The organism is Buttiauxella izardii (assembly GCF_003601925.1).
GTDB classification, from domain to species: domain Bacteria; phylum Pseudomonadota; class Gammaproteobacteria; order Enterobacterales; family Enterobacteriaceae; genus Buttiauxella; species Buttiauxella izardii.
In genome coordinates, this window is record NZ_QZWH01000026.1 from 1 (window position 1) to 24,820 (window position 24,820).

The 24,820-nt window shown below is 53.9% G+C and carries 17 protein-coding genes; 16 read left to right on the forward strand and 1 reads right to left on the reverse strand.

Going from position 1 to position 24,820, the window contains the following annotated elements; genetic code table 11:
- Nucleotides 1-84 precede the first annotated feature (84 nt).
- Complete coding sequence (locus D6029_RS12375) at nt 85-735, reverse strand: DUF3829 domain-containing protein (RefSeq protein ID WP_167455997.1); 651 nt, start codon at nt 733-735, stop codon at nt 85-87.
- A 638-nt stretch (nt 736-1,373) separates the two neighbouring features.
- Here D6029_RS12375 and dppA point away from each other — a divergent pair.
- The 16 genes from dppA to D6029_RS12455 all read left to right on the forward strand — a co-directional run bounded on the left by dppA (nt 1,374) and on the right by D6029_RS12455 (nt 24,818).
- Nucleotides 1,374-2,981, forward strand: a complete 1,608-nt coding sequence (gene dppA, locus D6029_RS12380; RefSeq protein WP_120065051.1) for a dipeptide ABC transporter periplasmic-binding protein DppA — start codon at nt 1,374-1,376, stop codon at nt 2,979-2,981.
- A 145-nt stretch (nt 2,982-3,126) separates the two neighbouring features.
- A complete protein-coding gene (gene dppB, locus D6029_RS12385) occupies nt 3,127-4,146 on the forward strand; it encodes a dipeptide ABC transporter permease DppB (protein ID WP_120065052.1) in 1,020 nt (339 codons plus the stop codon).
- 9 nt (nt 4,147-4,155) lie between these two features.
- Complete coding sequence (gene dppC, locus D6029_RS12390) at nt 4,156-5,058, forward strand: dipeptide ABC transporter permease DppC (RefSeq protein ID WP_120065053.1); 903 nt, start codon at nt 4,156-4,158, stop codon at nt 5,056-5,058.
- A gap of 11 nt (nt 5,059-5,069) precedes the next feature.
- Nucleotides 5,070-6,053, forward strand: coding sequence for a dipeptide ABC transporter ATP-binding protein (gene dppD, locus D6029_RS12395; RefSeq protein WP_120065054.1), 984 nt, complete (start codon nt 5,070-5,072; stop codon nt 6,051-6,053).
- Nucleotides 6,050-7,054: a dipeptide ABC transporter ATP-binding subunit DppF gene (gene dppF / locus D6029_RS12400; protein WP_120065055.1), complete on the forward strand. Its 1,005-nt coding sequence runs from the start codon at nt 6,050-6,052 to the stop codon at nt 7,052-7,054. Before dppD ends, dppF begins: the two co-directional genes overlap by 4 nt.
- 688 nt (nt 7,055-7,742) lie before the next feature.
- On the forward strand, nt 7,743-8,345 hold the full coding sequence (bcsO, locus tag D6029_RS12405; protein ID WP_167455998.1) for a cellulose biosynthesis protein BcsO: 603 nt from the start codon (nt 7,743-7,745) through the stop codon (nt 8,343-8,345).
- Complete coding sequence (gene bcsQ, locus D6029_RS12410; RefSeq protein ID WP_120065057.1) at nt 8,336-9,139, forward strand: cellulose biosynthesis protein BcsQ; 804 nt, start codon at nt 8,336-8,338, stop codon at nt 9,137-9,139. The genes bcsO and bcsQ overlap by 10 nt, the downstream gene beginning before the upstream one ends.
- Before the next feature lie 19 nt (nt 9,140-9,158).
- Nucleotides 9,159-11,279 carry a UDP-forming cellulose synthase catalytic subunit gene (gene bcsA, locus D6029_RS12415; RefSeq protein ID WP_120065058.1) on the forward strand — a complete coding sequence of 707 codons (2,121 nt, stop codon included), beginning with the start codon at nt 9,159-9,161 and terminating at the stop codon, nt 11,277-11,279.
- Entirely contained in the window at nt 11,276-13,681 is a 2,406-nt protein-coding gene (gene bcsB / locus D6029_RS12420) for a cellulose biosynthesis cyclic di-GMP-binding regulatory protein BcsB (protein WP_120065059.1), read from the forward strand. Before bcsA ends, bcsB begins: the two co-directional genes overlap by 4 nt.
- Before the next feature lie 12 nt (nt 13,682-13,693).
- Nucleotides 13,694-17,542: a cellulose biosynthesis protein BcsC gene (locus tag D6029_RS12425; protein ID WP_120065060.1), complete on the forward strand. Its 3,849-nt coding sequence runs from the start codon at nt 13,694-13,696 to the stop codon at nt 17,540-17,542.
- A 2-nt stretch (nt 17,543-17,544) separates the two neighbouring features.
- Nucleotides 17,545-18,012: a cellulose biosynthesis protein BcsD gene (gene bcsD / locus D6029_RS12430; RefSeq protein WP_120065061.1), complete on the forward strand. Its 468-nt coding sequence runs from the start codon at nt 17,545-17,547 to the stop codon at nt 18,010-18,012.
- Between the two features lie 9 nt (nt 18,013-18,021).
- Nucleotides 18,022-19,017, forward strand: coding sequence for a family 8 glycosyl hydrolase (locus D6029_RS12435; RefSeq protein ID WP_120065062.1), 996 nt, complete (start codon nt 18,022-18,024; stop codon nt 19,015-19,017).
- Between the two features lie 222 nt (nt 19,018-19,239).
- Nucleotides 19,240-19,632: an endonuclease domain-containing protein gene (locus D6029_RS12440; protein WP_120065063.1), complete on the forward strand. Its 393-nt coding sequence runs from the start codon at nt 19,240-19,242 to the stop codon at nt 19,630-19,632.
- A 40-nt stretch (nt 19,633-19,672) separates the two neighbouring features.
- Nucleotides 19,673-21,667, forward strand: coding sequence for a biofilm formation regulator HmsP (gene hmsP, locus D6029_RS12445; protein WP_120065064.1), 1,995 nt, complete (start codon nt 19,673-19,675; stop codon nt 21,665-21,667).
- A 163-nt stretch (nt 21,668-21,830) separates the two neighbouring features.
- A complete protein-coding gene (locus tag D6029_RS12450) occupies nt 21,831-23,117 on the forward strand; it encodes a dicarboxylate/amino acid:cation symporter (protein ID WP_120065065.1) in 1,287 nt (428 codons plus the stop codon).
- Between the two features lie 216 nt (nt 23,118-23,333).
- Nucleotides 23,334-24,818, forward strand: coding sequence for a M16 family metallopeptidase (locus D6029_RS12455; RefSeq protein ID WP_120065066.1), 1,485 nt, complete (start codon nt 23,334-23,336; stop codon nt 24,816-24,818).
- Nucleotides 24,819-24,820: the final 2 nt, after the last annotated feature.

Genomic DNA, 24,820 nt, shown 5'->3' on the forward strand with positions numbered 1-24,820 from the left:
GAGGTTCGAATCCTCTCTCGCCGACCAAATTCAAGAAAACCCAATCGAAAGATTGGGTTTTTTTACGTCTGAAGTTTGGCAAAATCAGTGAATGAGCTGATTAAAATCATCGATCACTTTGTTGTACGCACGGATAACCTTTCCCGCCGAACCTTTCACCATCCATTCTGACATCCCACCGATTTGAGTTTTCTCGCTTTGGCTGTATGGAGTTTTATCCCAATGACGCTGAATGCGTTCTTCCACAAACCGGCTGTATTCATTCGCCGCGTCCAGCATGAAGGAGTAACGCGTAAGCTGGGTGTTACTTGATGGCGGCGCCGCTTTATAGCATTCCTGGGCGGCTGCAATAAGTGAATATAAAGCCGTTGCCTGGAGCTGGGCTTCTTGCGGAATAAAACTTTCCTCACTCAGAAGTTGTGTCGTTTTATTCGCCTGAATCACAATAGCGAGCGAATAGTATTTTAATGTTTTGCCCTGGTCTTTTTCTATCTTCGCAAGCTCGTTAGTACGGTAATTAATATTTTCTGCCCCGTCACTTTGCGGCCATAACGGGTAGCGCCCGTTATTTTGATCAATGATAAATTCTGGCTGGCGCTGACATGGCTCGTTAGTGGATTGGGGAGCTGTAGCGAAGAGATCGACAGTTGGCGATTTATCATCACAACCAGAAAGAGATAAAACCAGGCAGAGGGCCGAGAATACGGCGGGTAAAGCGTCCTTGCGTATAAACATAGTGATTACCGGCATAAAGATCTGACGATATTAATAATGCCCTGCGCAGGTCAATCATGGCCTACGTCGGAAATAGGACTTGTTAATTATTCATAATATGAGCGTTGTCGGCGGTATCGACCTCATGAGTCCGATTTTGTGACATATTCCATCGTATTTTGTTATGAAAAATAGTGGGTTAATTACCCATTGCTTATGTTTCGAGCCAGCATGATTCGCTGTGAGAGACTTAGATCACAAAATTAATCGTTCAGATAATCAGCATTCGGCAAGAAATTTTTCAAAAATCGCGCAACCGATTACCGCTATCGGTTGCAAAATAAGCAGTGTAATATTCTGGTAACAACCCCGTAGCATAAATTTCCCTGCTGGAAATGGCATCGCAGGCTTTTTTTTAACTTTGTTCGCCAATTCTCACCTCGGTTGTAAATCCCCGTTACCTATATTGACGTTTAACTCATCTATTGACAGATTGTAGGGCGTGAGGGGCAATTTATGGACAGTCCGCACTATCACACAGCTAGCCTGACGAAAGGAATCCCTGGCCTCACCTCCGCCTCCGGGCATACCGAACGGACCGCACACAAATAACAAAGGTCTAACGGAAAAAACAACACATCTCACAATGGAGCAGAAGAATGAGTCTTTCCTTGAAGAAGTCAGGGATGCTGAAGTTTGGTCTGAGCCTGGTGGCACTGACCGTAGCAGCAAGCGTTCAGGCAAAAACACTGGTTTATTGCTCAGAAGGTTCCCCAGAAGGTTTTAACCCGCAGCTGTTCACCTCTGGCACAACGTACGATGCCAGCTCAGTGCCAATTTATAACCGTCTTGTCGAGTTCAAAACCGGCACCACTGAAATCGTCCCAGGTCTGGCTGAGAAATGGGAAGTCAGTGAAGACGGCAAAACCTATACCTTCCACTTGCGTCAGGGCGTGAAGTGGCAGGACAACAAAGATTTCAAACCAACACGCGATCTGAATGCAGATGACGTGGTGTTCTCGTTTGATCGTCAGAAAAATGCAAACAACCCGTACCACAAAGTTTCTGGCGGCAGCTACGAATACTTTGAAGGCATGGGCTTGCCTGACCTGATCACCGAAATTAAGAAAGTGGACGACAAAACTGTTCAGTTCGTTCTGGCGCGTCCAGAAGCTCCATTCCTGGCCGATTTGGCGATGGACTTCGCGTCTATTCTGTCCAAAGAATACGCTGACAACATGCTGAAAGCCGGTACGCCAGAAAAAACTGACATGAACCCAATCGGTACTGGTCCGTTCCAGCTGCTGCAATACCAGAAAGACTCGCGCATTCTGTACAAAGCATTCCCGGGCTACTGGGGCACCAAGCCGCAAATCGACCGCCTGGTGTTCTCCATCACGCCTGACGCTTCCGTGCGTTACGCCAAATTGCAGAAAAACGAGTGCCAGGTTATGCCGTATCCAAACCCGGCTGACATCGCTCGTATGAAGCAAGACAAAAGCATCAACCTGATGGAACAGGCTGGCCTGAACGTCGGTTACCTGTCCTTCAACACCGAGAAGAAACCGTTTGATGACGTGAAAGTGCGTCAGGCGCTGACTTACGCGGTGAACAAAGAAGCGATCATCAAAGCGGTTTATCAGGGCGCAGGTACTGCGGCTAAAAACCTCATCCCACCAACCATGTGGGGCTACAACGATGACGTGAAGGATTACACCTACGATCCTGAGAAAGCAAAAGCGCTGCTGAAAGAATCCGGCCACGCTGACGGCTTCACCGTTGACCTGTGGGCGATGCCAGTACAACGTCCGTACAACCCGAACGCTCGCCGTATGGCTGAGATGATTCAGGCTGACTGGGCGAAAGTCGGCGTGACCGCCAAAATCGTCACCTACGAGTGGGGCGAGTATCTGAAGCGCGCCAAAGCGGGCGAGCACCAGGCTGTAATGATGGGCTGGACTGGCGACAATGGGGACCCGGATAACTTCTTCGCGACTCTGTTCAGCTGTGCTGCGGCGAAAGACGGTTCCAACTACTCTCGCTGGTGCTACAAGCCGTTTGAAGACCTGATCCAACCTGCGCGTGCGGCAGAAGACCACAACAAACGTATCGAGCTGTACAAACAAGCTCAGGTAGTGATGCATGACCAGGCTCCGGCGCTGATCGTTGCTCACTCCACCGTATACGAGCCAGTGCGCAAAGAAGTGAAAGGTTATGTGGTTGACCCATTGGGCAAACACCACTTTGAGAACGTGTCAGTAGAGTAATTTTCTGACTTTAAGATCCACCCTCGCCTTGCTTTAAATCCCCTCTCCTTCAGGGAGAGGGTCAGGGTGAGGGGGGTATCTTTTGATTTGTGAGCAATACATCCCGCCACTTTTTAGTGCCGGGAGATTACAGAGAATCCGGGATATGCTGCAGTTCATCCTTCGCCGTCTGGGGTTAGTCATCCCCACATTTATCGGTATTACCCTTCTTACCTTCGCTTTCGTGCACATGATTCCGGGTGACCCGGTGATGATTATGGCCGGTGAGCGTGGTATCTCTCCTGAACGTCATGCTCAGTTGTTGGCCGAACTTGGCCTCGACAAACCAATGTGGCAGCAATACCTCCATTATATTTGGGGTGTGATGCACGGCGACATGGGCATTTCGTTAAAAAGCCGTCTCCCTGTCTGGGACGAGTTCGTACCGCGCTTTAAAGCGACCATGGAACTCGGCGTTTGCGCCATGTTGTTTGCCGTTGCCGTGGGCATTCCGGTCGGTGTTCTGGCCGCAGTTAAACGCGGTTCAATCTTCGACCACACCTCGGTGGGCCTGGCGCTGACGGGCTACTCAATGCCTATTTTCTGGTGGGGTATGATGTTAATCATGCTGGTTTCCGTCTACTGGAACCTCACCCCCGTCTCCGGGCGCGTCAGCGACACGGTGTTCCTCGACGACACCTTGCCGCTCACCGGTTTCATGCTGATCGATACCGCCATCTGGGGCGAACCGGGCGACTTCATCGACGCCGTAGCGCACATGATTCTGCCTGCCGTAGTGCTCGGCACTATTCCGCTGGCGGTTATCGTGCGTATGACTCGCTCATCCATGCTGGAAGTATTGGGCGAAGACTACATCCGTACCGCTCGTGCCAAGGGCTTGACCCGCATGCGCGTTATTGTGGTTCACGCTCTGCGTAACGCCATGCTGCCGGTTGTCACCGTTATCGGCTTGCAGGTCGGCACCTTGCTGGCGGGCGCGATTCTGACGGAAACCATCTTCTCCTGGCCGGGCCTTGGCCGCTGGCTGATTGATGCATTGCAACGTCGTGACTACCCGGTTGTACAGGGCGGCGTATTGTTGGTGGCGACGATGATTATCCTCGTTAACCTGATCGTCGATTTGCTGTACGGCGTGGTGAACCCGCGTATACGCCATAAGAAATAAGGGGCCATCATGACGCAAATAACAGATAACAAAGTGGTAGCGGCGCCCGTCCCAATGACGCCGTTCCAGGAATTCTGGCACTACTTTAAACGTAACAAAGGGGCGGTCGTCGGGTTGGTGTACGTCACCCTGATGATCCTGATTGCCATTTTCGCTAACGTCCTCGCGCCACACGGCCCGGCTGAACAGTTCCGTGATTCACTGCTGCATCCTCCGGTCTGGCAAGACGGCGGCAGCTGGCAGTTTATCCTCGGTACTGACGACGTAGGCCGCGACATCATGGCGCGCCTGATGTACGGCGCGCGTTTGTCGCTGCTGGTCGGTTGCCTGGTGGTTGTGCTGTCGCTGATTATGGGCGTGGTACTCGGCCTGGTGGCGGGCTACTTCGGCGGCCTTATCGACAACATCATCATGCGCGTTGTCGACATCATGCTGGCACTGCCAAGCCTGCTGTTGGCGCTGGTGCTGGTGGCGATATTCGGCCCGTCGATAGTCAACGCCTCGCTCGCATTAACCTTCGTCGCCCTGCCGCACTATGTGCGACTGACGCGCGGCGCGGTATTAGTGGAAGTGAATCGCGACTACGTGACCGCTTCGCGCGTGGCGGGTGCAAGCCCAATGCGCCAGATGTTCATCAACATTCTGCCAAACTGCCTGGCACCGCTGATCGTGCAGGCATCCCTTGGCTTCTCTAACGCCATTCTCGATATGGCCGCTCTCGGCTTCCTCGGCATGGGTGCACAACCGCCAACACCGGAGTGGGGCACCATGCTCTCCGACGTGTTGCAGTTTGCCCAAAGTGCCTGGTGGGTTGTCACCTTCCCGGGTGTCGCAATCCTGCTGACGGTGCTGGCATTTAACCTGATGGGTGACGGGCTGCGTGATGCGCTCGATCCTAAACTCAAGCAGTAAAGGGCGACGAAATGGCGTTATTGAATGTAAACAAATTATCGGTGCATTTCGGCGACGAAAAGACACCGTTCCGTGCCGTAGACCGCGTGAGTTACAGCGTAAATCAGGGCGAAGTTGTCGGTATCGTTGGGGAATCAGGTTCCGGTAAATCCGTCAGCTCGCTGGCGATTATGGGGCTGATTGATTACCCAGGCCGCGTGATGGCAGAGAAACTGGAATTTAACGGCCAGGATCTGCAAAAGATTTCTGAGAAAGAACGTCGCAACCTGGTCGGTGCCGAAGTGGCGATGATCTTCCAGGACCCGATGACCAGCCTCAACCCGTGTTACACCGTCGGTTTCCAGATTATGGAAGCCATCAAAGTGCACCAGGGCGGCAACAAAAGTACTCGTCGCCAGCGCGCTATCGACCTGCTGAACCTGGTGGGCATTCCCGATGCGGCTTCGCGTCTGGACGTTTACCCGCACCAGCTTTCCGGCGGTATGAGCCAGCGCGTGATGATCGCCATGGCGATTGCTTGTCGGCCTAAGTTGTTGATTGCCGATGAACCGACCACCGCGCTGGATGTGACCATCCAGGCGCAAATCATTGAGCTGTTACTGGAACTTCAGCAAAAAGAGAACATGGCGCTGATCCTGATCACCCATGACCTCGCGCTGGTGGCTGAAGCGGCGCATAAAATCATCGTAATGTACGCCGGGCAAGTGGTTGAAACCGGGGCCGCGCACGATATCTTCCGTGCACCGCGCCACCCATACACCCAAGCGCTGCTGCGTGCATTACCTGAATTTGCGCAGGACAAAGCCCGTCTGGCGTCACTGCCGGGCGTGGTGCCGGGCAAGTACGACCGCCCCAACGGCTGCCTGCTCAACCCGCGCTGCCCGTACGCCACCGACAGATGTCGCACTGAAGAACCTGAACTGAACATGGTGGATAACGGGCGTCAGTCCAAATGCCACTACCCACTCGATGATGCCGGGAGGCCAACGCTATGAGTACCGAAAAGGCCACTGCGCAACCTCTGTTGCGGGCCATCGACCTGAAAAAACACTACCCGGTGAAGAAAGGCTTTTTCGGCCAGGAACGCCTGGTGAAAGCGCTGGACGGCGTGTCGTTTGAACTGGAACGCGGCAAAACGCTGGCGGTGGTAGGCGAATCTGGCTGTGGTAAATCCACGTTGGGCCGCCTGCTGACGATGATCGAAATCCCGACCGGCGGTGAGCTTTACTATCAAGGCCAGGATTTGCTGAAACCTGATGAAACCGCTGAAAAGCTGCGTCGCCAGAAAATCCAGATCGTGTTCCAGAACCCGTACGGCTCCCTGAACCCACGCAAAAAAGTGGGGCAAATTCTGGAAGAGCCGCTGCAAATCAACACTAGCCTGAGCAAAGCCGATCGCCGTGAAAAAGCGCTGGCGATGATGGCGAAAGTTGGCCTGAAAACCGAGCATTACGACCGTTATCCGCATATGTTCTCCGGCGGCCAGCGTCAGCGTATTGCTATCGCCCGTGGCCTGATGCTCGATCCGGACGTGGTGATTGCCGATGAACCGGTATCCGCGCTCGACGTTTCCGTGCGCGCGCAGGTGCTGAACCTGATGATGGATTTGCAGCAGGAAATGGGGCTGTCGTATGTGTTCATCTCCCACGATTTGTCGGTGGTGGAGCACATCGCCGACGAAGTGATGGTGATGTATTTGGGCCGCTGCGTAGAGAAGGGCACCAAAGACCAGATCTTCTCCAACCCGCGCCACCCGTACACCCAGGCGCTGCTTTCTGCCACACCGCGCCTGAATCCAGATGACCGCCGCGAGCGCATCAAACTCACCGGCGAGTTACCAAGCCCGCTGAACCCACCGCCAGGCTGTGCGTTCAACGCCCGCTGCCGCCGCCGTTTCGGGCCGTGTACGCAGTTGCAACCGCAGCTGAAAGAGTACGGCGGTCAACTGGTGGCGTGTTTCGCTGTTGATCAGGATGAGAACGGGGAAATTCGGTAATTCAAAACGCCCTCACCCTAACCCTCTCCCCCAGGAGAGGGAATCTACGGTTTTCCCCCTCTCCCTGGGGGAGAGGGCCGGGGTGAGGGGGACCAACGCTTATCCTGTCGGCTCTATCCCTTTCTTCTTGAGTTCTTCGCGCGCCAGAGTCTTAAACCTTGTTCTGCGGCTTATACATCTAACTGTTCACGTAATGCAGGAGCAATGCGCATTTTAAAATGTGGGGATGGGTCGACGTCTTTTGTTTTTTTATCACGGCTGATGTTATATTTACCCCACAAACCCCATGGAAATATAAACCTCAAATTTAATGTTAATTTTCCACGCGAAATATTCGACTTAACCAAATACTATTTATGTGTGTGAAATCACAAACAAAAGCTGCTACCTTTTATTAGTTAGTATTAAATAGTGCTTAATTAAAAATTTAATCATCTTCATGCTTAGATGAGTGTGGATAAGAAAAAAAGATGGAGAAGCCCCGGCTAAAGCCGATATATTGGCTTGAAATGCCATCATTTTACCCGCAAAAACAATAATAAAATAAGTAATGATAACGCCTGGCAATTAATAACGTTCTGTGAAGTCAATAGCCCATAATCATTATCCAAAAAACCTTTTTAATAGTATTGGTATAAGCTTTGAATAACTATCTCATCGAAACGTCTTATAAATCATGAGTGTCGCAATGAAAAACTATGATGACTTGCAGCGATTCAAGGATAAGACCCGCACAGGCGCTATCGAATTCAAGGATATGTCGGCGCAAAACAAACAGTCAGATACCAGCAACTGGGCCATCATCAAACAGTTAATGAATACTGAAGATGACGGTTCGGTGTTGTCTCACGCCGGAAGTATTGCCGTTCCTGCGCCACAGGCGGCGAAGGCGGATGAATTTGATGCGAGTCATTTCCGGCCTCTGGCGGCGCAGCCTGTCAGCAATGCGGCGTCACAAGGCTCGATTCTAAATAGCCTGAACAGCGCATTGCCGGCAGCTAAAACCGCGACTTTACCCACCGAGCCTGCGCAGCACAGCACCGCGACGTTGTTTGAGCAACTGGCTCCCGCCGTGGAACCAGCGCAACCGGTACCAGAACCTATTCCAGAACCATTAAAAGACACCGTGAAACCTGCCGCCGTATTCGCGCCGCAGGCCCCTGCACCGCTCGCCAATGAGCCCGTGCGTTTTGACAAACTGTTCGCAGCCAAAGGGAACACGGCGCGGAGTCATCCCGCCAAAGACTTGCCGCTGCAACCGTTGCTGGAGATGATTGCGTCATGCCGCTAGTGTGTGTGTGCTCGCCAAAAGGCGGAGTAGGAAAAACCACGGTGACTGCTAACCTGGCGTATGCATTAGCACGCGCGGGTAGCAAAGTGTTAGCCATTGATTTTGATGTGCAAAACGCGCTGCGTCTGCACTTTGGTGTGCCGCTGTCAGATGGCCGTGGCTACGTGACAAAAGCCATTGAATCAGCCGACTGGAGCCAGTCAGTTTTGACGGCAGGAAGCAACATGTTTGTGCTGCCGTATGGCGACGTGAGCGAAGAACAACGCCTTGAATTTGAGCATCTTCTGGCAACCGACAGCCATTTTTTGCTGCGCGGATTAAGCACCTTGCTGAACTATCCAGGCCTCGTGATTATTGCCGATTTCCCGCCAGGGCCGAACCCGGCGCTGAAGGCGGTTTCGCGCATTGCCGATTTGCATCTGGTGACCATGCTGGCGGATACCGCGTCGCTTTCGCTGCTCCCGCATATTGAAAACCATCGCTTAATTGGCGAGCCGCTAAATAACAAAGCGGGATATTACTTTGTGCTTAACCAGAGCGATAACCGCCGACATATCAGCCGCGACGTCACTGCATTTATGCAGCAACGCCTTGGTGACCGTCTGCTTGGCGTTATTAACCGCGATGAAAGTGTGGCTGAAGCCAATGCCTCTCAGCAGTCGATATTTGATTTTAGTCCGGCTTCCGCAGCGGCTTTTGATATTGAACTTATTAGTAAACGAGTCGCCGCTATTCTCGGCATAAAAATTGGTGATGGCGCGGTTCACACCGCCTTGAGAACGTCAAATTTCTGACAATCATCCAGGATGTCCTATGAAAAAGGTCCTGTTTTATTTACTGCTATTGGTGTTAGCGCCAATAGCAGTGCTGATCATCATTACGCCTATGGACAGCCAGAAGCAGTATATCTTTGGCTTTATTAGCCTGGCGATTCTGTTTTTATTAGGCTTCAGCAAAAAGCACAGCGTGTCGATAATCATGATGCTGGTCTCAGTATTGATGTCCACACGTTATATTTATTTCCGTGCGACGCAAACCCTGCATTTTAATTCCGAAATAGAAGCCATTCTCGGAATAGGGCTATTTTTAGCTGAGCTGTATATCTGGGTGGTTTTATTACTGAGCTATCTGCAAACCGCGTTCCCATTAAAACGGGGGATCGTGCCGTTGCCGGAAGATACGTCGACGTGGCCGACGGTGGATGTCTACATTCCCAGTTATAACGAAAGCCTCGAAGTGGTGCGCGATACCGTGCTCGCCGCGCAATGTATCGATTACCCGCGCGACAAAATTAAAATCTACCTGCTCGATGATGGTAAACGCCGTGAATTTGCGGTGTTTGCCGCAGATGCCGGTGTGGGTTACATCACGCGTAACGATAACTCCCACGCCAAAGCCGGTAACCTTAACCACGCCATGAAACTCACCAAAGGTGAGCTGATCACGGTCTTTGACTGCGACCACGTGGCGACGCGTATTTTCCTGCAAGCTACGGTCGGTGCGTTCCTGAAAGACCCGAAACTGGCGCTGCTGCAAACGCCGCACTACTTCTATTCGCCCGATCCGTTCGAGCGTAATTTATCGGGCGGCAAAAACATTCCCAACGAAGGTGCGCTGTTCTACGGCCCGATTCAGCAGGGTAATGACAACTGGAATGCGACATTCTTCTGCGGTTCCTGCGCCGTCATTCGCCGTAGCGCGCTGGAAGAAATCGGTGGTTTTGCGGTAGAAACTGTGACCGAAGATGCCCACACCGCGTTGAAAATGCAGCGCCTGGGCTGGAAATCTGCATTCCTCGATATCCCGCTGGCGGCGGGTCTTGCGACCGAGCGTCTGGTTCTGCACGTTATTCAGCGAACCCGTTGGGCGCGTGGCATGACGCAAATCTTCCGCCTCGATAACCCGCTATTTGGCCGTGGCCTGAAATGGCAGCAACGCCTGTGTTATCTCAACGCGATGCTCTATTTCCAGTTCGCCCTGCCGCGCGTGGCGTTCGTCACCGCGCCGCTGGCGTATTTGCTGTTTAACCTCAACATCATCCACTCCTCGGCGAGCCTGATTTTTGCTTATGCGCTGCCGCATCTGATCTTGAGCATTTACCTCAACTCGCGCATGAATGGGCGTTATCGCTACAGTTTCTGGGGCGAAATTTACGACATGGTGATGGCATTCCACCTGGTCTTGCCGACCGCTGTCACGATGCTATTCCCGAAACGCGGCAAGTTTAACGTCACCGATAAAGGTGCACTGCTGGACGTCGGATACTTCGATTTCAGCGTCGTGCGCCCGCATATGATTGTCGCGGTTTTACTGGCGGTGGCGGTGGTTGCCGGGATTGTGCGCGCCTGTGCGCATGATTACTTTGGCGTCGACCCGAACGTTATCGCACTCAACGTCGGCTGGGGTTTATACAGCCTGGTGTTCCTGCTGGCGGCGATTGCCGTGGCCCGTGAAACGCGCCAGACGCGTAAAACCATCCGTATTGAGGTCGATGTTCCGGTGGTGATTCACTACGCCAGCGGCATTTCATCGCGCAGTAATACGCTCGATTTGTCGATGGGCGGTTGCCGAATTGCGGTGCCTGATGAACGCCATCTCACCGACGAAATTGAAGAAATCGAACTGCAATTAAAGTCAGGTTCTATCAGCATTCCGGTGCAAGTGATCGCTCATGACGAACAGGCGATTCGCCTGCAATTTGAAGAGATCCCACTCGACCGCCGCCGGGAACTGGTGCGTGTGGTTCTGGCGCGTGCTGATGCGTGGATCCACCCGCCGAAGCCGCAGGACAACCCGTTCCGTTCCCTGCTTATCATCATCCGTTGTGTGTTTGACTTGTTCTGGCTGACCTGGAAATCGCGCCGCGAAAACCGCCGTCTGCGTCAGGCAGAAGCAAAGCGTATGGAAAGTGCCAGTGAGGACAACGTGACATGAAACGGATGACCTTTAAGGTTTGCCAGGTATTGCTCGCAGTAACCGTTTTAAGCGCCCCCGTTATGGCTGAAGACACCACGGCGGTCGAGTCACAAATTCCACTGGATTTACCGGCACCTGCACCAGAATCTACTCCGGACGCAACGCCGGATTCTGTTCCCGTGCCGGAAACGCCGCCAATGCAGGATGCGCTTCCAGAACCTGAGCCAACTCCGGCTCCGGTCGCGGCAACGCCTGCGCCCTCAACATTCACGCCAGGCAGCGCCAGCAGTATTACCGTGGCGCAAATGGGCCAACCGCGCGGCATTATGCTCAGCGGCGGCCAGTTGCAGGCGGGGATTGATTTTACCCTGCCCGCCGACCAGGTGATCACCAACGCGCAATTGCTGTTGAACCTGAAAGTTTCTCCGGCGATGGCGGCACGCAACACCACATTGCAGCTGATGATGAACGGTCAGCCTCTGGGCACTGTGCCGCTCGGTTCTGCCGACAGCGATGTCTCGAATTACCAGCTGGAAATCCCGGCGGCGATGGTGGTGTCGAGCAACAACATCAGCTTTAAAATCAACGATGGCGATGCTTTGCTTTGCCTGCGTGACCTGTCTGATAAATATCAGGTCACCATCATGCCGACCACGCGTCTGGATCTGGAAGGCCAGCAGCTGAATATCGGTGCGGATCTCAGCCATTTCCCGCGCCCGTTCTTTGACTCGATGCAGATGACTCCGGCGTCTGTCGCGTTTGCTTTCCCGGCGAAAACGCAGCCAGAGCAAGTCAGCGCGGCAGCACTGGTCGCCTCCTGGCTAGGAATCGAAGCGGATTATCGCGGCATTTCATTTAACGCGCTGACTGACAAATTGCCCGAGAAAAACGGCATTCTGTTTGGCAAACCCGGCGACCAAATCGGCGGCCTGACGCTGCCAGCTACGCAAAAGCCGATGCTGCAAATCATCGATAACCCCGGCAACCCGGTTTATAAATTGCTGTTGGTGGTCGGTAATTCAGACCAGCAACTGCGGGCGGCGGCGTGGCGTTTAACACAGGGTAAATTTGGCGGCCAGACTGCCAGCACCACCGTGGAAAACCAGGCGATTCCGGTCAGCAAAGCGTATGACGCACCGCGCTGGATTTCTACCGAACGCCCGGTGCGATTAACCGAACTGATGCGCAAAGACCAAAGCCTGACGGCGACGGGCATCTGGCACGAGCCGTTAAGCGTGGCCTTCCGCGCGGCACCGGATCTGTTCTTGTGGGATGGCAGCACCATTCCGATGAAAATCGGTTATCGCTTCCCGACGGAAAACTGGATTGATGAAGAACGCTCTTACCTTTCCATGACCTTCAACGGCACGTTCCTCAACAACTTGCCGGTGAACAAGCAGGGTGCGCTGGAAACCTTGTGGCGCAAAGTGGGCGGCGATGCACGCCAGGAAACTTACAACCTCGCGCTGCAACCGTATCTGATTTACGGTGACAACCAACTGTCGCTGTATTTCAACATTCAGACCAAAGAAACCGCGCCGTGTAGCGTGTTGCTTAATAACAATATTAAGAGCCGTATCGACGAGGATTCGTGGATTGATTTGAGCAAAACGCGCCACTTCTCGCTGCTGCCAAACCTCTCTTACTTCGTCGGCGCATCGTTCCCGTTCTCTCGTTTCGCGGATTACTCGCACACCGTTCTGTTGCTGCCAGAAAACCCAGGCGAGGCTGAAATCAGCACCCTGATGAATCTGGCGGCGCGTTCCGGGAATGCGACCGGCACTTCACTGAATAACAACGCGGTGATGTTTGGCTTGCCAACCGGTGGCGCGAACCTGCAACGCCTGGAAGACAGCCACGTGCTGGCGGTATCGACCATTAATCAAAACGCGTTTAACCGCACCTTACTGGCGCAGTCGCCGTTTACCAGCAACGAACACGCGTTCGGCGTTCGTGAACGTTCTATCTGGCTAAAAATTCAAAGCTGGATAGAGGGCGACTGGGGTTCGACCGGCATCGCCGCTGACCGTTACTTCTCGTCTAACGAAGCGTGGCGCGGGTTTGTGAGCTTCCGCTCGCAGTGGAACCCGGATCGCGTGGTGGTGATGGCGATTGGCAGCACCGACGAACAGCTTGCAAGATTGCAGACGGATTTAGGCTCGGCACGCATTAACGCCAGCATTCGTGGCGATGCGGCGATTATTACCGATGAAAACGGCGTCCGCAGTTTCCGCGTCGGCCAGCAGTTCCCGAGCGGCCAAATGCCGTGGTACATGATGGTGGTCTGGTACGCCAACCAGCACTCCGCCTTCCTGGCCATTTTAGGTTTGTTGTTCGCCACGGTAATCGGCCTGAGCTTGTATGCCTTACTGAAAAAACGCGCGCATAAACGTCTTAATCCTCAGGATGATGGTAAGTAAAGGTGGTGCTCAATGACTTATAAAAACAAAACTGCCCGGCACCTGTTAACTCTGTGCTTCTTTGGCGGCCTGACGTTTAGTGCGACGGCGGCGGATAACAACCCGGCGTTAAAAGCGTTGTTTGATCAGGCTAATTACTGGCACGAAAAGTCGCACGACGAGCTGGCAAAAGAAGCGCTGCAAAAAGTGTTAATGGTGGACGCCAACAACACGCAGGCGATGTATTTGATGGCGTTGTGGTCGCAGCAGGCCGGAGATATTAAAGGTGCCGCGCAGTGGCGTGAACGCCTCGCGTCTGTTTCGCCGCAGGATAACAACTTGCAGGCGCTGGATAACGCGAAGCAAATTCAGCAAATCCCTCGCGGGCAGCTTGATTTAGCGCGTCAGCAAGCGCGCAGCGGCAACGTTCCCGCCGCTCTGGCGACCTGGCGTAATTTGTTTAACGGCGACCAACCGCCACCGAGTCTGGCACCAGAATATTATCTGACCATGGCCGGGGATAAATCGCTGTACCCGCAAGCGGTGGCCGGTTTACGCCAGTTCACTGCGCAAAACCCGCAGGACAATGGCGGGCGCATCGCGCTGGGCAAAGTGCTGACCTACCAGGAAGGCACGCGCCGTGAAGGCATGGATATCCTGCAAAATATGGCGAGTGGCAGCCAGGATGCGGACAAAGCCCTGCGCCAGGCGCTGCTGTGGCTTGGCCCAACGGCGAGCGATGAACCCTATTATCAAACCTTTATGCAGCGCCATCCGAAAGACACGGCGGTGCAAGATCATTACCGTAAAAACATCGGCGGTGCGGCGAAAGGCGAAGGTTTTACCGCGCTGAACAGCGGCAATACCGACGCGGCGAAAACGCAGTTTGAACAAGTGCTACAAGCCAACCCGCAGGACGCCGACGCGCTGGCGGGCATGGGCTACATCGCGCAACGCAAAGGCGATTACACCGCCGCCTCGGAATACCTGAATCGCGCCGCCAGCCTCGGCGGTGACCAATCCGACGAGCGTAAACAACAGGCCGACGACGCCGCGTTTTACGGGCAACTGGCAAGCGCACAAGCGGCGTTTAAACAGGGCAACATCAGCCAGGCGCTGGCGCTTAGTGCGCCGCTGGCTGAGCAAAGCGGCGAGCGAGGGACGTCGGCAAAACTGTTCCGCGCCGATGTTCAGCGCCACAACAAAGATTACGCCGCCGCCGAGCAGACGCTGCGCAGCGTGCTGACCAATCAACCGAACAACGGCCCGGCGCGTGAAAACCTCTATTACGTTTTACGCGAGCAAAACAAAACGGCTGAAGCGCAGGAAGTTCTGCGCACGTTGCCCGCCAGTTTGCAGGCCAAATTGCAGCCGCGCGTTTCTGGTGGCAACCCGGCGGACCCGGTACGCCGCCAGGCACAGCAAGCTGCGGCAAACGGCGATCCGCAACAGGCTATCGCAATTTTGCAACAGGGCGTGGCGCGTTACCCGTCCGACCCGTGGCTGCGCCTCGACTTAGCGCGGCAGTTGCAAAAACAAGGGCGTAGCGCAGAAGCCAGCAACGTGATGGCTCCGTCATTCCGCCCGAATGCGTCGAATACCGAACTGTACGCGGCTGCGCTGTTCGCCAGTGAAAACAACGGCTGGCAGCAGGCGCAAACTCTGCTTTCGCGCATTCCGGCCTCCAGCCAGAACAGCGATATGCGCTCTTTGGCTTCGCGGGTGAACTACAACCTGCAAATGTCCGTCGCCGAACGTTACCTGGCGCAGGGCGATACCGTTGCGGCGGCGAATACTTTAAAAGCGCTGGCGACGCGTCCACCGCAAAGCCCGGCAGATGCCGGGAAACTGGCGAAAATGCTGGCGCAGTCGGGCGATGTGACGACGGCAGTCGCCATTGTGCGTAACAACATGCGCCAGGGCGTGCAGGGCAACGCCGGAGATTACGGCGACCAGATTGCCGTGCTAAACCAGGCGGGACTCGGGCGTGAAGCGCAGGCGTTTCTCGCCAGTCCGGAATTGCAGTCACGCAGCACGCCGACGCAGCTTGCCAGCATTCGCAATGGTTATGTGATCAACGAAGCCGATCAGCTGCGCACCCAGGGCAACTATGCGGCGGCGTATGACAAACTCATCCGCGCGATGCAAAACGACCCGCAAAACACCGACCTGATGTTTGCGATGGCGCGTCTGTATCAGTCCGGGAAAATGAACAAAGAAGCGGGTCTGGTTTACGACTATCTGATGACGCGTGACACGCCGCAACAAGACGCGCGCGCGGGTGCGATTGACGTCGCGCTGGCGAATAAAGATGTCGATAAAGCGAAGCAGTTGTCTGCGGGTTTACGTAATGACGAATCCCCGGAACGCCTGCTGCTGCTGGCGCGAGTCGCGGAAGCCGATGGCAATCACCAACAGGCGATGAACTATTTGCGCACCGCACGCGGCAAACTGGTCGGCCTGCAAGGTGTGGAAAGCGGCACTGCGCCAACGCTCGGCGGCCTGGCGCTGGCCGATAACCCGTTCACGCCAAAAACCACCGTCGCACCACAAACCACTGCATCCAATTCGTTGTATGGCGAAGCGATGCCGTGGCAGGTCGCACAACTGGCGCGTAACCCGCAAACCGCGCCTCCTGGCACCATTCGCACCGACTTGCCGGTAGAAACCGCGCAGGCGGGCACGTTGCGCCAGGTGGATAACATGATGGAGCAACTCACCGAAAAAACCGCCACCTGGGCGCGTGGTGCGGTGGCGGTTCGTGGGCGTGATGGCGAAAGCGGCCTGAGTAAACTCACGGAAATCAAAGCGCCGTTGCAATGGTCAACGGTGCCGTTTGGCGACTCGCGTCTGGACCTGAACGTGACGCCAATCAGCCTGAACGCCGGGAGTTCGTCTGACGAATCCAGCCGCCGTTTTGGTACCGGCGCGTTGATTCAGGGGCAAGTGGGTGAGGAGCTGTATAACGCTTCAACCACCACGCCGCCTGAACTGCCAAACATCGACAAAATCACCGTTCCGTCTCAAGGCTCGCAAAGTGCGGCGGGTGTTGAAGTCGGAATGGCGTTAACCGGCGAGCAGTACAAGCTCGATATCGGTTCCACACCGCTGAGCCAGGATTTGAATACGGTCGTTGGTGGTGTGCAGTGGTCGCCACAACTGACTGATTATCTGAAATTAGTTCTGACCGGTGAACGCCGTGCGGTGGTCGATAGCCTGCTTTCTTACGTCGGCGTGGAAGACAAATACAGCGGCAAGAAATGGGGCCAGGTCACCAAGAACGGCGGCAGCGCACAGTTGAGTTACGACGATGGTGACGCCGGTTTTTATGCTGGTGTTGGCTTGTATAACTACCGGGGTGAAAACGTCCCGAGCAACGATAACTTCACCGGCAACGCGGGCGTTTATCTTCGTCCATACCGTGCTGACGACCGCGAACTGAAAACCGGCATCAGCATGACTTATATGGATTATTCGAAAAACCTCAGCTTCTTCAGCTACGGGCAAGGTGGCTACTTCAGCCCGCAAGATTATATCAGCGTCTCCTTCCCGGTGGATTACTCGCAGAAGTTTGATAACTGGACGATGTCCGTCGGCGGTTCGCTGGGTTATCAGTCTTACAGCCAGGACCAAAGCCCGTACTTCCCGACCGATTCTGCCATGCAGGCGCAACTGGAAAACTACGTGGCTAACGGCTTCGCCAAAGAGGCGTGGTATAGCGGCAGCAGCGAAAACGGCATGGGCTACAACTTGCGTGCCGCCGCCGATTACAAAGTTAACAAAGACATGACGATTGGTGGTCAGGTTGGCTATGACACCTTTGGTGATTACAACGAAAGTACCGCGCAGCTCTACTTCCGTTATCTGCTGGGGAATAATTAATCATGAATGACGCGCAAGTATTGAAATACTTTCAGGAACAGCAGACGCCGCCGGGCTGGTTCTCTTTGCTCCACATTATGATTGAAAGCATGGTGGCGAATGCGGGCGAAGCGGAAAGCCGTCAATTTCTGGTGCAAATGGGCGACACGTTAGCCGGGCGTTTCCCATTACCTGTCGCCAGAACTGTGGGCGAACTCGAAACACAGATAAATGGCCGACTCGCCATTTTCAACTGGGGCTATATTGATATTGAAGCCAGCGAAACGGCGATGCTTATTCGCCATATGGCTTTACCTGTTCCTGGCGATGAAGCGCAGCAGACTTCCTGGAACCATGCTTTTAGCGCGGTTCTGGAAGGTGTCTATGCTCGTTGGTTACGCGATCAGGGCGGTAAACCGCACGTGTCGCTGTGGCGCGAATCATCTGAGTCGACAACAGTGGTACACTTCCGATATCAAATTAGTCGATGAGGTGTTTCGATGTGGCAGCGATACAAAACGCTGATAGTGGCAGTATTCGCCTTGATTTTCAGTCACTACGCGCTGGCTGACAGCGCATGGGATAGCTACAAATCGCGGTTTTTAATGCCGGATGGGCGGATTGTCGACACCGGTAATAAAAACGTCAGCCACACCGAAGGCCAGGGCTTCGCCATGATGATGGCGGTGCAAAACGATGACCGTGACAGCTTCGATAAGATATGGGGCTGGACGAACAAGACCCTGAAAAACCCTGAAAACGGGCTGTTCTACTGGCGTTATAACCCGGTGGAAGCGCAACCAATCACCGATAAAAACAACGCCACCGATGGCGATACCTTTATCGCGTGGGCGTTGTTAAAAGCCGGGGAAAAGTGGAGCAACAAAGATTATCTCAACGAGTCCGATGCCATCGCCAAAGCGCTGGTGGCGCGTAACGTGATTCGTTTTGCGGGCTACCAGGTGATGTTGCCCGGCGCCAAAGGCTTTAACCTCAACAGCTATGTGAACCTCAACCCTTCCTATTTCATCTTTCCCGCCTGGCAGGATTTTGCGAATCGCAGCCATTTAATGGTGTGGCGAGATTTGATTAACGATGGGCAGAAGCTGCTCGGGAAAATGCAGTTTGGTAATCCTCAACTTCCTTCGGATTGGGTTTCGTTATATTCCGACGGACGAACCGTTCCGGCAAAACAGTGGCCTGCACGCTTTAGCTATGATGCGATCCGCGTGCCACTTTATGTGTATTGGTTTAATCACAGTAGCCCGCAACTCCAGATTTATAAAGCCTGGTGGGGGCGATATGCCCGTGAGAAAACGCCAGCGTGGGTGAATGTGACAACGGGCGACCCAGCGCCATATATGATGGACGGCGGCTTGCTGGCAGTGCGTGATTTAGTGCTGCAACCGGCGAATGTTGCGCAACCGCAAATTACCGCGCAGGAAGATTATTATTCTGCGAGTTTGAAAATGCTGGTGGGGTTGGCGGTGAAGTGACGCCCTCACCCTAACCCTCTCCCCCAGGAGAGGGGATAAACCGTTTTCGCCTTCACCCTCAGGAGAGAGGATAAACCGTTTTTTGCCTTCACCCTCAGGAGAGGGGATCGATCTCCTTCTCCCTCAGGGAGAAGGCCGGGATGAGGGTTGTTTTTCTCGAGCCACTTTCCAAAATTCCCCCCGCAATCTGACAACACCGAAAAACCTCGCCACCATCCCCCAATGGATAAAAAACTCGTCACCTACGCCAAAACTCTGCGCCAGAACATGACACCGCAAGAACAACTTCTGTGGCGGTTTTTGCGCAACCGACACTTTGCTCACTATAAATTCCGACGCCAACATCCTGTTGGCCCATTCATTCTCGATTTCGCCTGCCTACGCCCCAAAGTTGCCATTGAACTAGACGGGGGTCAGCATGATGAAAATAGACACTATGACGAAAACAGAACGCTGTGGCTCGAAAGCCGGGGTTGGGTCGTCTTACGCTACTGGAATAACGAATTAACAGAGAATACTGATGGAGTGCTGACGGCAATATTTGATACGTTGCGCGCCCAGTCGGTTTCGCACCCCCTAAAAACCGCCACAATGCAGTATACTCAGCCTGCATAAGAATATGTCTACCAGGGCACAGTAATTGCGGAGAGTTAGTTTGCGAGTCAGTCGTTCGTTAACGATTAAACAGATGGCGATGGTGTCAGCCGTTGCCGTGTTGTTTATTTTCATTTTTATCGTGGTTCAGCTTTTCCACTTTGTTCAGCAAAGCCGCTACGACACCGCCAGCCAGATGGAGAAAATCGCCCATTCGGTGCGTATTCCGCTGTCTGCTGCCATTCTGAAAGCGGACATTCCCCAGGCTGAGTCCATCCTTAATCAAATTCAACCTTCCGGCATTATCAGCCGGGCGGATGTGGTATTGCCGAACCAGTTCCAGGCATTACGCCAGAGCTTTGCGCCGGAACGCCCGATTCCGGTGTGGATCGCGCGCCTGTTTGAGTTACCGGTTCAAATCTCGTTACCGCTGTATTCCCTGGAGCGCCCGGCAAATCCGCAGCCGCTGGCTTACCTGGTGCTGCAAGCGGATTCCTGGCGGATGTACAAATTCATCATCAGCACTATTTCGACGTTGCTGACGACCTATCTTTTGCTGGCGCTGATTTTGTCGGTTGCGATTAGCTGGTCGATTAACCGTTTAATCATTCATCCGATACGCAAGATTGCGCGGGAACTCGACAACCTCAGCCCGCATGACGCGGCGAGCCATCAGCTCAAGCTGCCTGCGCTGCATCATGATGATGAGATTGGCATGTTGGTGCGCAGCTATAACCGTAACCAGCAAATGACGCTGCGCATGCAGGATGAAATGAGCGCCATGAGCACGCGCCATGTGGTGTCAGAGCTGCCAAACAAAGCGCTGTTGCTGGCGTTGCTCGAACAGCTTACGGCAGAAGATAAGAAAAGTGCGCTGATCGTGATTGCCAGCGAAACCTTGCAAGACGCGGCGGGCGTGCTCAACGAAGAGCAGCGCGAAATGCTGCTGCTGACGCTGGTAGAAAAAATCAAAAGCGTGTTGCCGCCGAATATGTTGCTGGCGCAACTGAGCAGCAACGACTTTGGGATTATCGCGCATGGTGTGCAAGACGCCTGGGCCGCGATGGCGCTGGCGAAGCAAATTCTCGCGGTGCTGAACGAAAAGCTACCGATTCAGACCATCTCCCTGAAACCCACGGCGAGCATCGGCATTGCGATGTATCACGGCGATTTGACGGCGGAACAGTTGTATCGCCGTGCGGTATCGGCGGCATTTTCAGCCCGTCGCCACGGTAAAAATCAGGTTCAGTTCTTTGACCCGGAACAGATGGAAATCGCCCAGCGCCATCTGACTCAGGAGCATGATTTACTCGCCGCTTTAGACAACCAACAGTTCGCGATCTGGCTGCAACCGCAGGTCAATATGCGCACTCGTGAAGTGGTCAGTGCGGAAGTGTTGCTGCGTATGCAGCAGCCGGATGGAAGCTGGGCGCTGCCTGAAGGTTTGATTGCCCGTATCGAAGATTGCGGCCTGATGTTCACGATTGGTAACTGGGTGCTTGAAGAGTCTTGCCGCGTGCTGGCGGGCTGGCAAAGCCAGGGCATCACCATGCCGTTGTGCGTGAATATCTCGGCGCATCAATTGCTGCATGAAGAAATGGGTTCGTCGCTGCTGGAATTGCTGGCGCGTTATCGTATTCAGCCGGGCATGTTGATTCTTGAAGTCACCGAAAGCCATCGTATCGACGATCCGAAAAAAGCGGTCAGTATTTTGCGCCCGCTGCGTAAAGCCGGAGTGCGCATTGCACTGGATGATTTCGGCATGGGTTACGCCAGCCTGCGCCATTTGCATCACCTGAAAGCGCTGCCGGTGGATGTCCTGAAACTCGACAAAAGCTTTGTGGATGCTCTGCCCGAAGACAACACCATGGCCGGCGTGATTATCGGTATGGCAAAAACCCTCGGTCTGAAACTGGTGGCGGAAGGCGTGGAAAACGAGGCGCAGTGCGACTGGCTATTAAGCGAAGGCGTGACGCTGGCGCAGGGCTATTTATTCTCCAGAGCGCTGACTCTTAAAGAGTTTGATGCTCAATATTTATCCACCGCTAAGCAGTAAAACATTTGTTGCAAATGTTATTGAGCTGGCGCGAGTCAGCTCAATTATTTAACAATTATGTTTACAAATTAGCGCTGTATCACTTTTGAGTGTTTTTGTGGGTGTTATTTTTGGTGCCGCAAGCTGAAAGGTTTGCGGAATCTTCACCTCTCAAGGACACCCTATGAAACTCTCTCTTTTCAAAAGCCTCTACTTCCAGGTTCTGACGGCAATCGCTATCGGTATCTTGCTGGGACATTTTTACCCAGAGTTAGGCGCGCAGATGAAACCGCTCGGCGATGCGTTCGTTAAACTGATTAAAATGATTATCGCACCGGTTATCTTCTGCACAGTGGTAACGGGCATCGCGGGCATGGAAAGCATGAAAGCCGTGGGCCGCACCGGCGCGGTGGCACTGCTTTATTTCGAAGTGGTCAGTACGATTGCGCTGATCATCGGCCTGATTGTGGTTAACGTGGTTCAGCCTGGCGCTGGCATGAACGTTGACCCGGCCACACTTGATGCCAAAGCGGTGGCGATGTATGCCGAACAGGCGCAACAACAAGGCGTGGTCGCGTTCTTGCTTGATGTGATTCCAGGTAGCGTGATTGGCGCATTCGCCAGCGGCAACATTCTGCAAGTGCTGCTGTTTGCGGTGCTGTTTGGTTTTGCGCTGCATCGTCTCGGCCACAAAGGCCAACTGATTTTCAACGTCATTGAAAGCTTCTCGCAGGTGATTTTCGGCATCATCAACATGATCATGCGCCTCGCGCCAATCGGTGCTTTCGGTGCCATGGCATTTACCATCGGTAAATATGGCGTCGGCTCGCTGGTGCAGCTCGGCCAGCTCATCATCTGCTTCTACATCACCTGTATTTTGTTCGTGGTGCTGGTGTTGGGTTCCATCGCGAAGGTGACCGGCTTTAGCATCTTCAAATTCATTCGCTACATCAAAGAAGAACTGCTGATCGTTCTGGGCACCTCTTCTTCTGAATCTGCACTGCCAAGAATGCTCGATAAAATGGAAAAACTCGGCTGCCGTAAATCGGTGGTCGGGCTGGTGATTCCAACGGGTTATTCGTTCAACCTGGATGGCACCTCTATTTACCTGACGATGGCGGCGGTGTTTATCGCGCAGGCGACCAACAGCCACATGGATATTTTCCATCAAATCACGCTGTTGGTGGTGTTGCTGCTTTCCTCTAAAGGGGCGGCGGGTGTCACCGGAAGTGGCTTTATCGTGCTGGCCGCGACAATTTCAGCCGTGGGGCATTTGCCGGTTGCCGGGCTGGCGCTGATTTTGGGTATCGACCGCTTTATGTCAGAAGCTCGTGCGCTGACAAACCTGGTCGGTAACGGTGTGGCGACGGTCGTGGTGGCGAAATGGGTGAAGCAGTTGGATGAGAAACAGCTGACAGAAACCCTGGATAATCCACATTCCGCGAAAAAAGTGAGCGAAGTCTCTTCTTAATCCCCTTCAATTGCCCACAGCGACTTGCCCTCGCTGTGGGCTACTGCGCATAATTGACCCTTGAGCCATTTTTTTGGCGTTTTTTAGTTTTTAAAAGTGACGTTTTCGCGAACATGCGGTCAAACGAAGTGGTGATACGCCGCCTGTGGTGGCTTTATTGCGTAATGCTATGTCGCCATTACACTTTTTAATCAGGATTGTTTTCCAGGGGTTAACATGCAGGGCACCAAAATTCGACTCTTAGCTGGCGGATTGCTGTTGGTCGCCGCCGCCAGTAATGTGCAGGCAGAAGCACTTCAGCCCGATCCAGCCTGGCAACAAGGCACGCTCGCCAACGGTTTACAATGGCAAGTCCTGGCCACACCTCAGCGTCCTAGCGATCGCATTGAAATTCGGCTGATGGTGAACACAGGCTCATTGACTGAGACAACTCAACAGAGCGGCTACAGCCACTTTTTACCTCGTCTGGCGCTGACACAAAGCGGCAGCTTGCAGCCTGTACAGGTGCGTTCTTTATGGCAGCAAAGTGTGGACCCGAAGCGTCCGCTGCCACCGGTTATCGTCTCTTATGACTTCACGCTGTTTAATCTCAGCCTGCCTAATAACCGCAATGATTTACTCAAAGAAGCCTTAACCTATCTTTCCGAAAGCAGCGGAAAAATGGCGATTACCCCAGAAACGGTAAACGTCGCGCTGCAAACCCCGGATATGGTTGTCACCTGGCCGATGGACACCAAAGACAACTGGTGGCGCTATCGTCTGCAAGGCTCGACGCTGTTGGGCCATGACCCGGCAGACGATCTCAAGCAGCCGGTTGATCACGAACAACTGAAAGCGTTTTACCAGAAATGGTACACGCCGGATGCGATGACGCTGATTGTGGTGGGTAACGTCGACAGCCGCAGCGTTGCTGATCAAATCAACAAAACCTTTGGCACGCTTACCGGTAAACGTGAAACGCCTGCACCGGTCGCCACACTTTCTCCACTCAAGCGTACGCCGGTCAGCTTAATGACCGACAGCGTGCGTCAGGATCGCCTCTCACTGACGTGGGACAACGCCTGGCAGCCGATTCGTGAGTCTTCCGCGCTGTTGCGTTACTGGCGTGCCGACCTCGCCCGTGAGGCGCTGTTCTGGCATGTGCAGCAAAATCTCAGCAAGCAGAATATCCAGGATTTGAATCTCAGCTTCGATTGCCGCGTGCTGTATCAGCGTGCGCAGTGCGGCATCAACCTGGAATCACCAAACGCCAAACTGGACGCGAACCTGGCGACGGTCGGGAAAGAGTTGGTGAACGTGCGTGATAAAGGGCTGTCGCAAGAAGAGTTTGATGCCTTAATCGCGAAGAAAAAAGCCGAACTGGCGGGGCTGTTTGCGACCTACGCCCGCACCGACACCGATGTGTTGATTGGCCAGCGTCTGCGTTCGTTCCAGAACCAGGTCGTGGATATCGCGCCGGAGCAGTATCAGAAACTGCGTCAGGACTTCCTGAACAGTTTAACGCTGAGCGGTTTGAACCAGGATTTGCGCCAGCAGCTTTCGCAGGAAATGGCGTTAGTATTGCTGCAGCCGAAAGGCGAGCCTGAGTACAACATGAAGGATCTGCAAGCGACGTGGGATAAAGTGATGGTGCCGTCTAAGACGTTGCCGTTAACGGATGAGCCGAAGCAGGACGTGTCGGATATTCCGCCAGCGCAGTGATA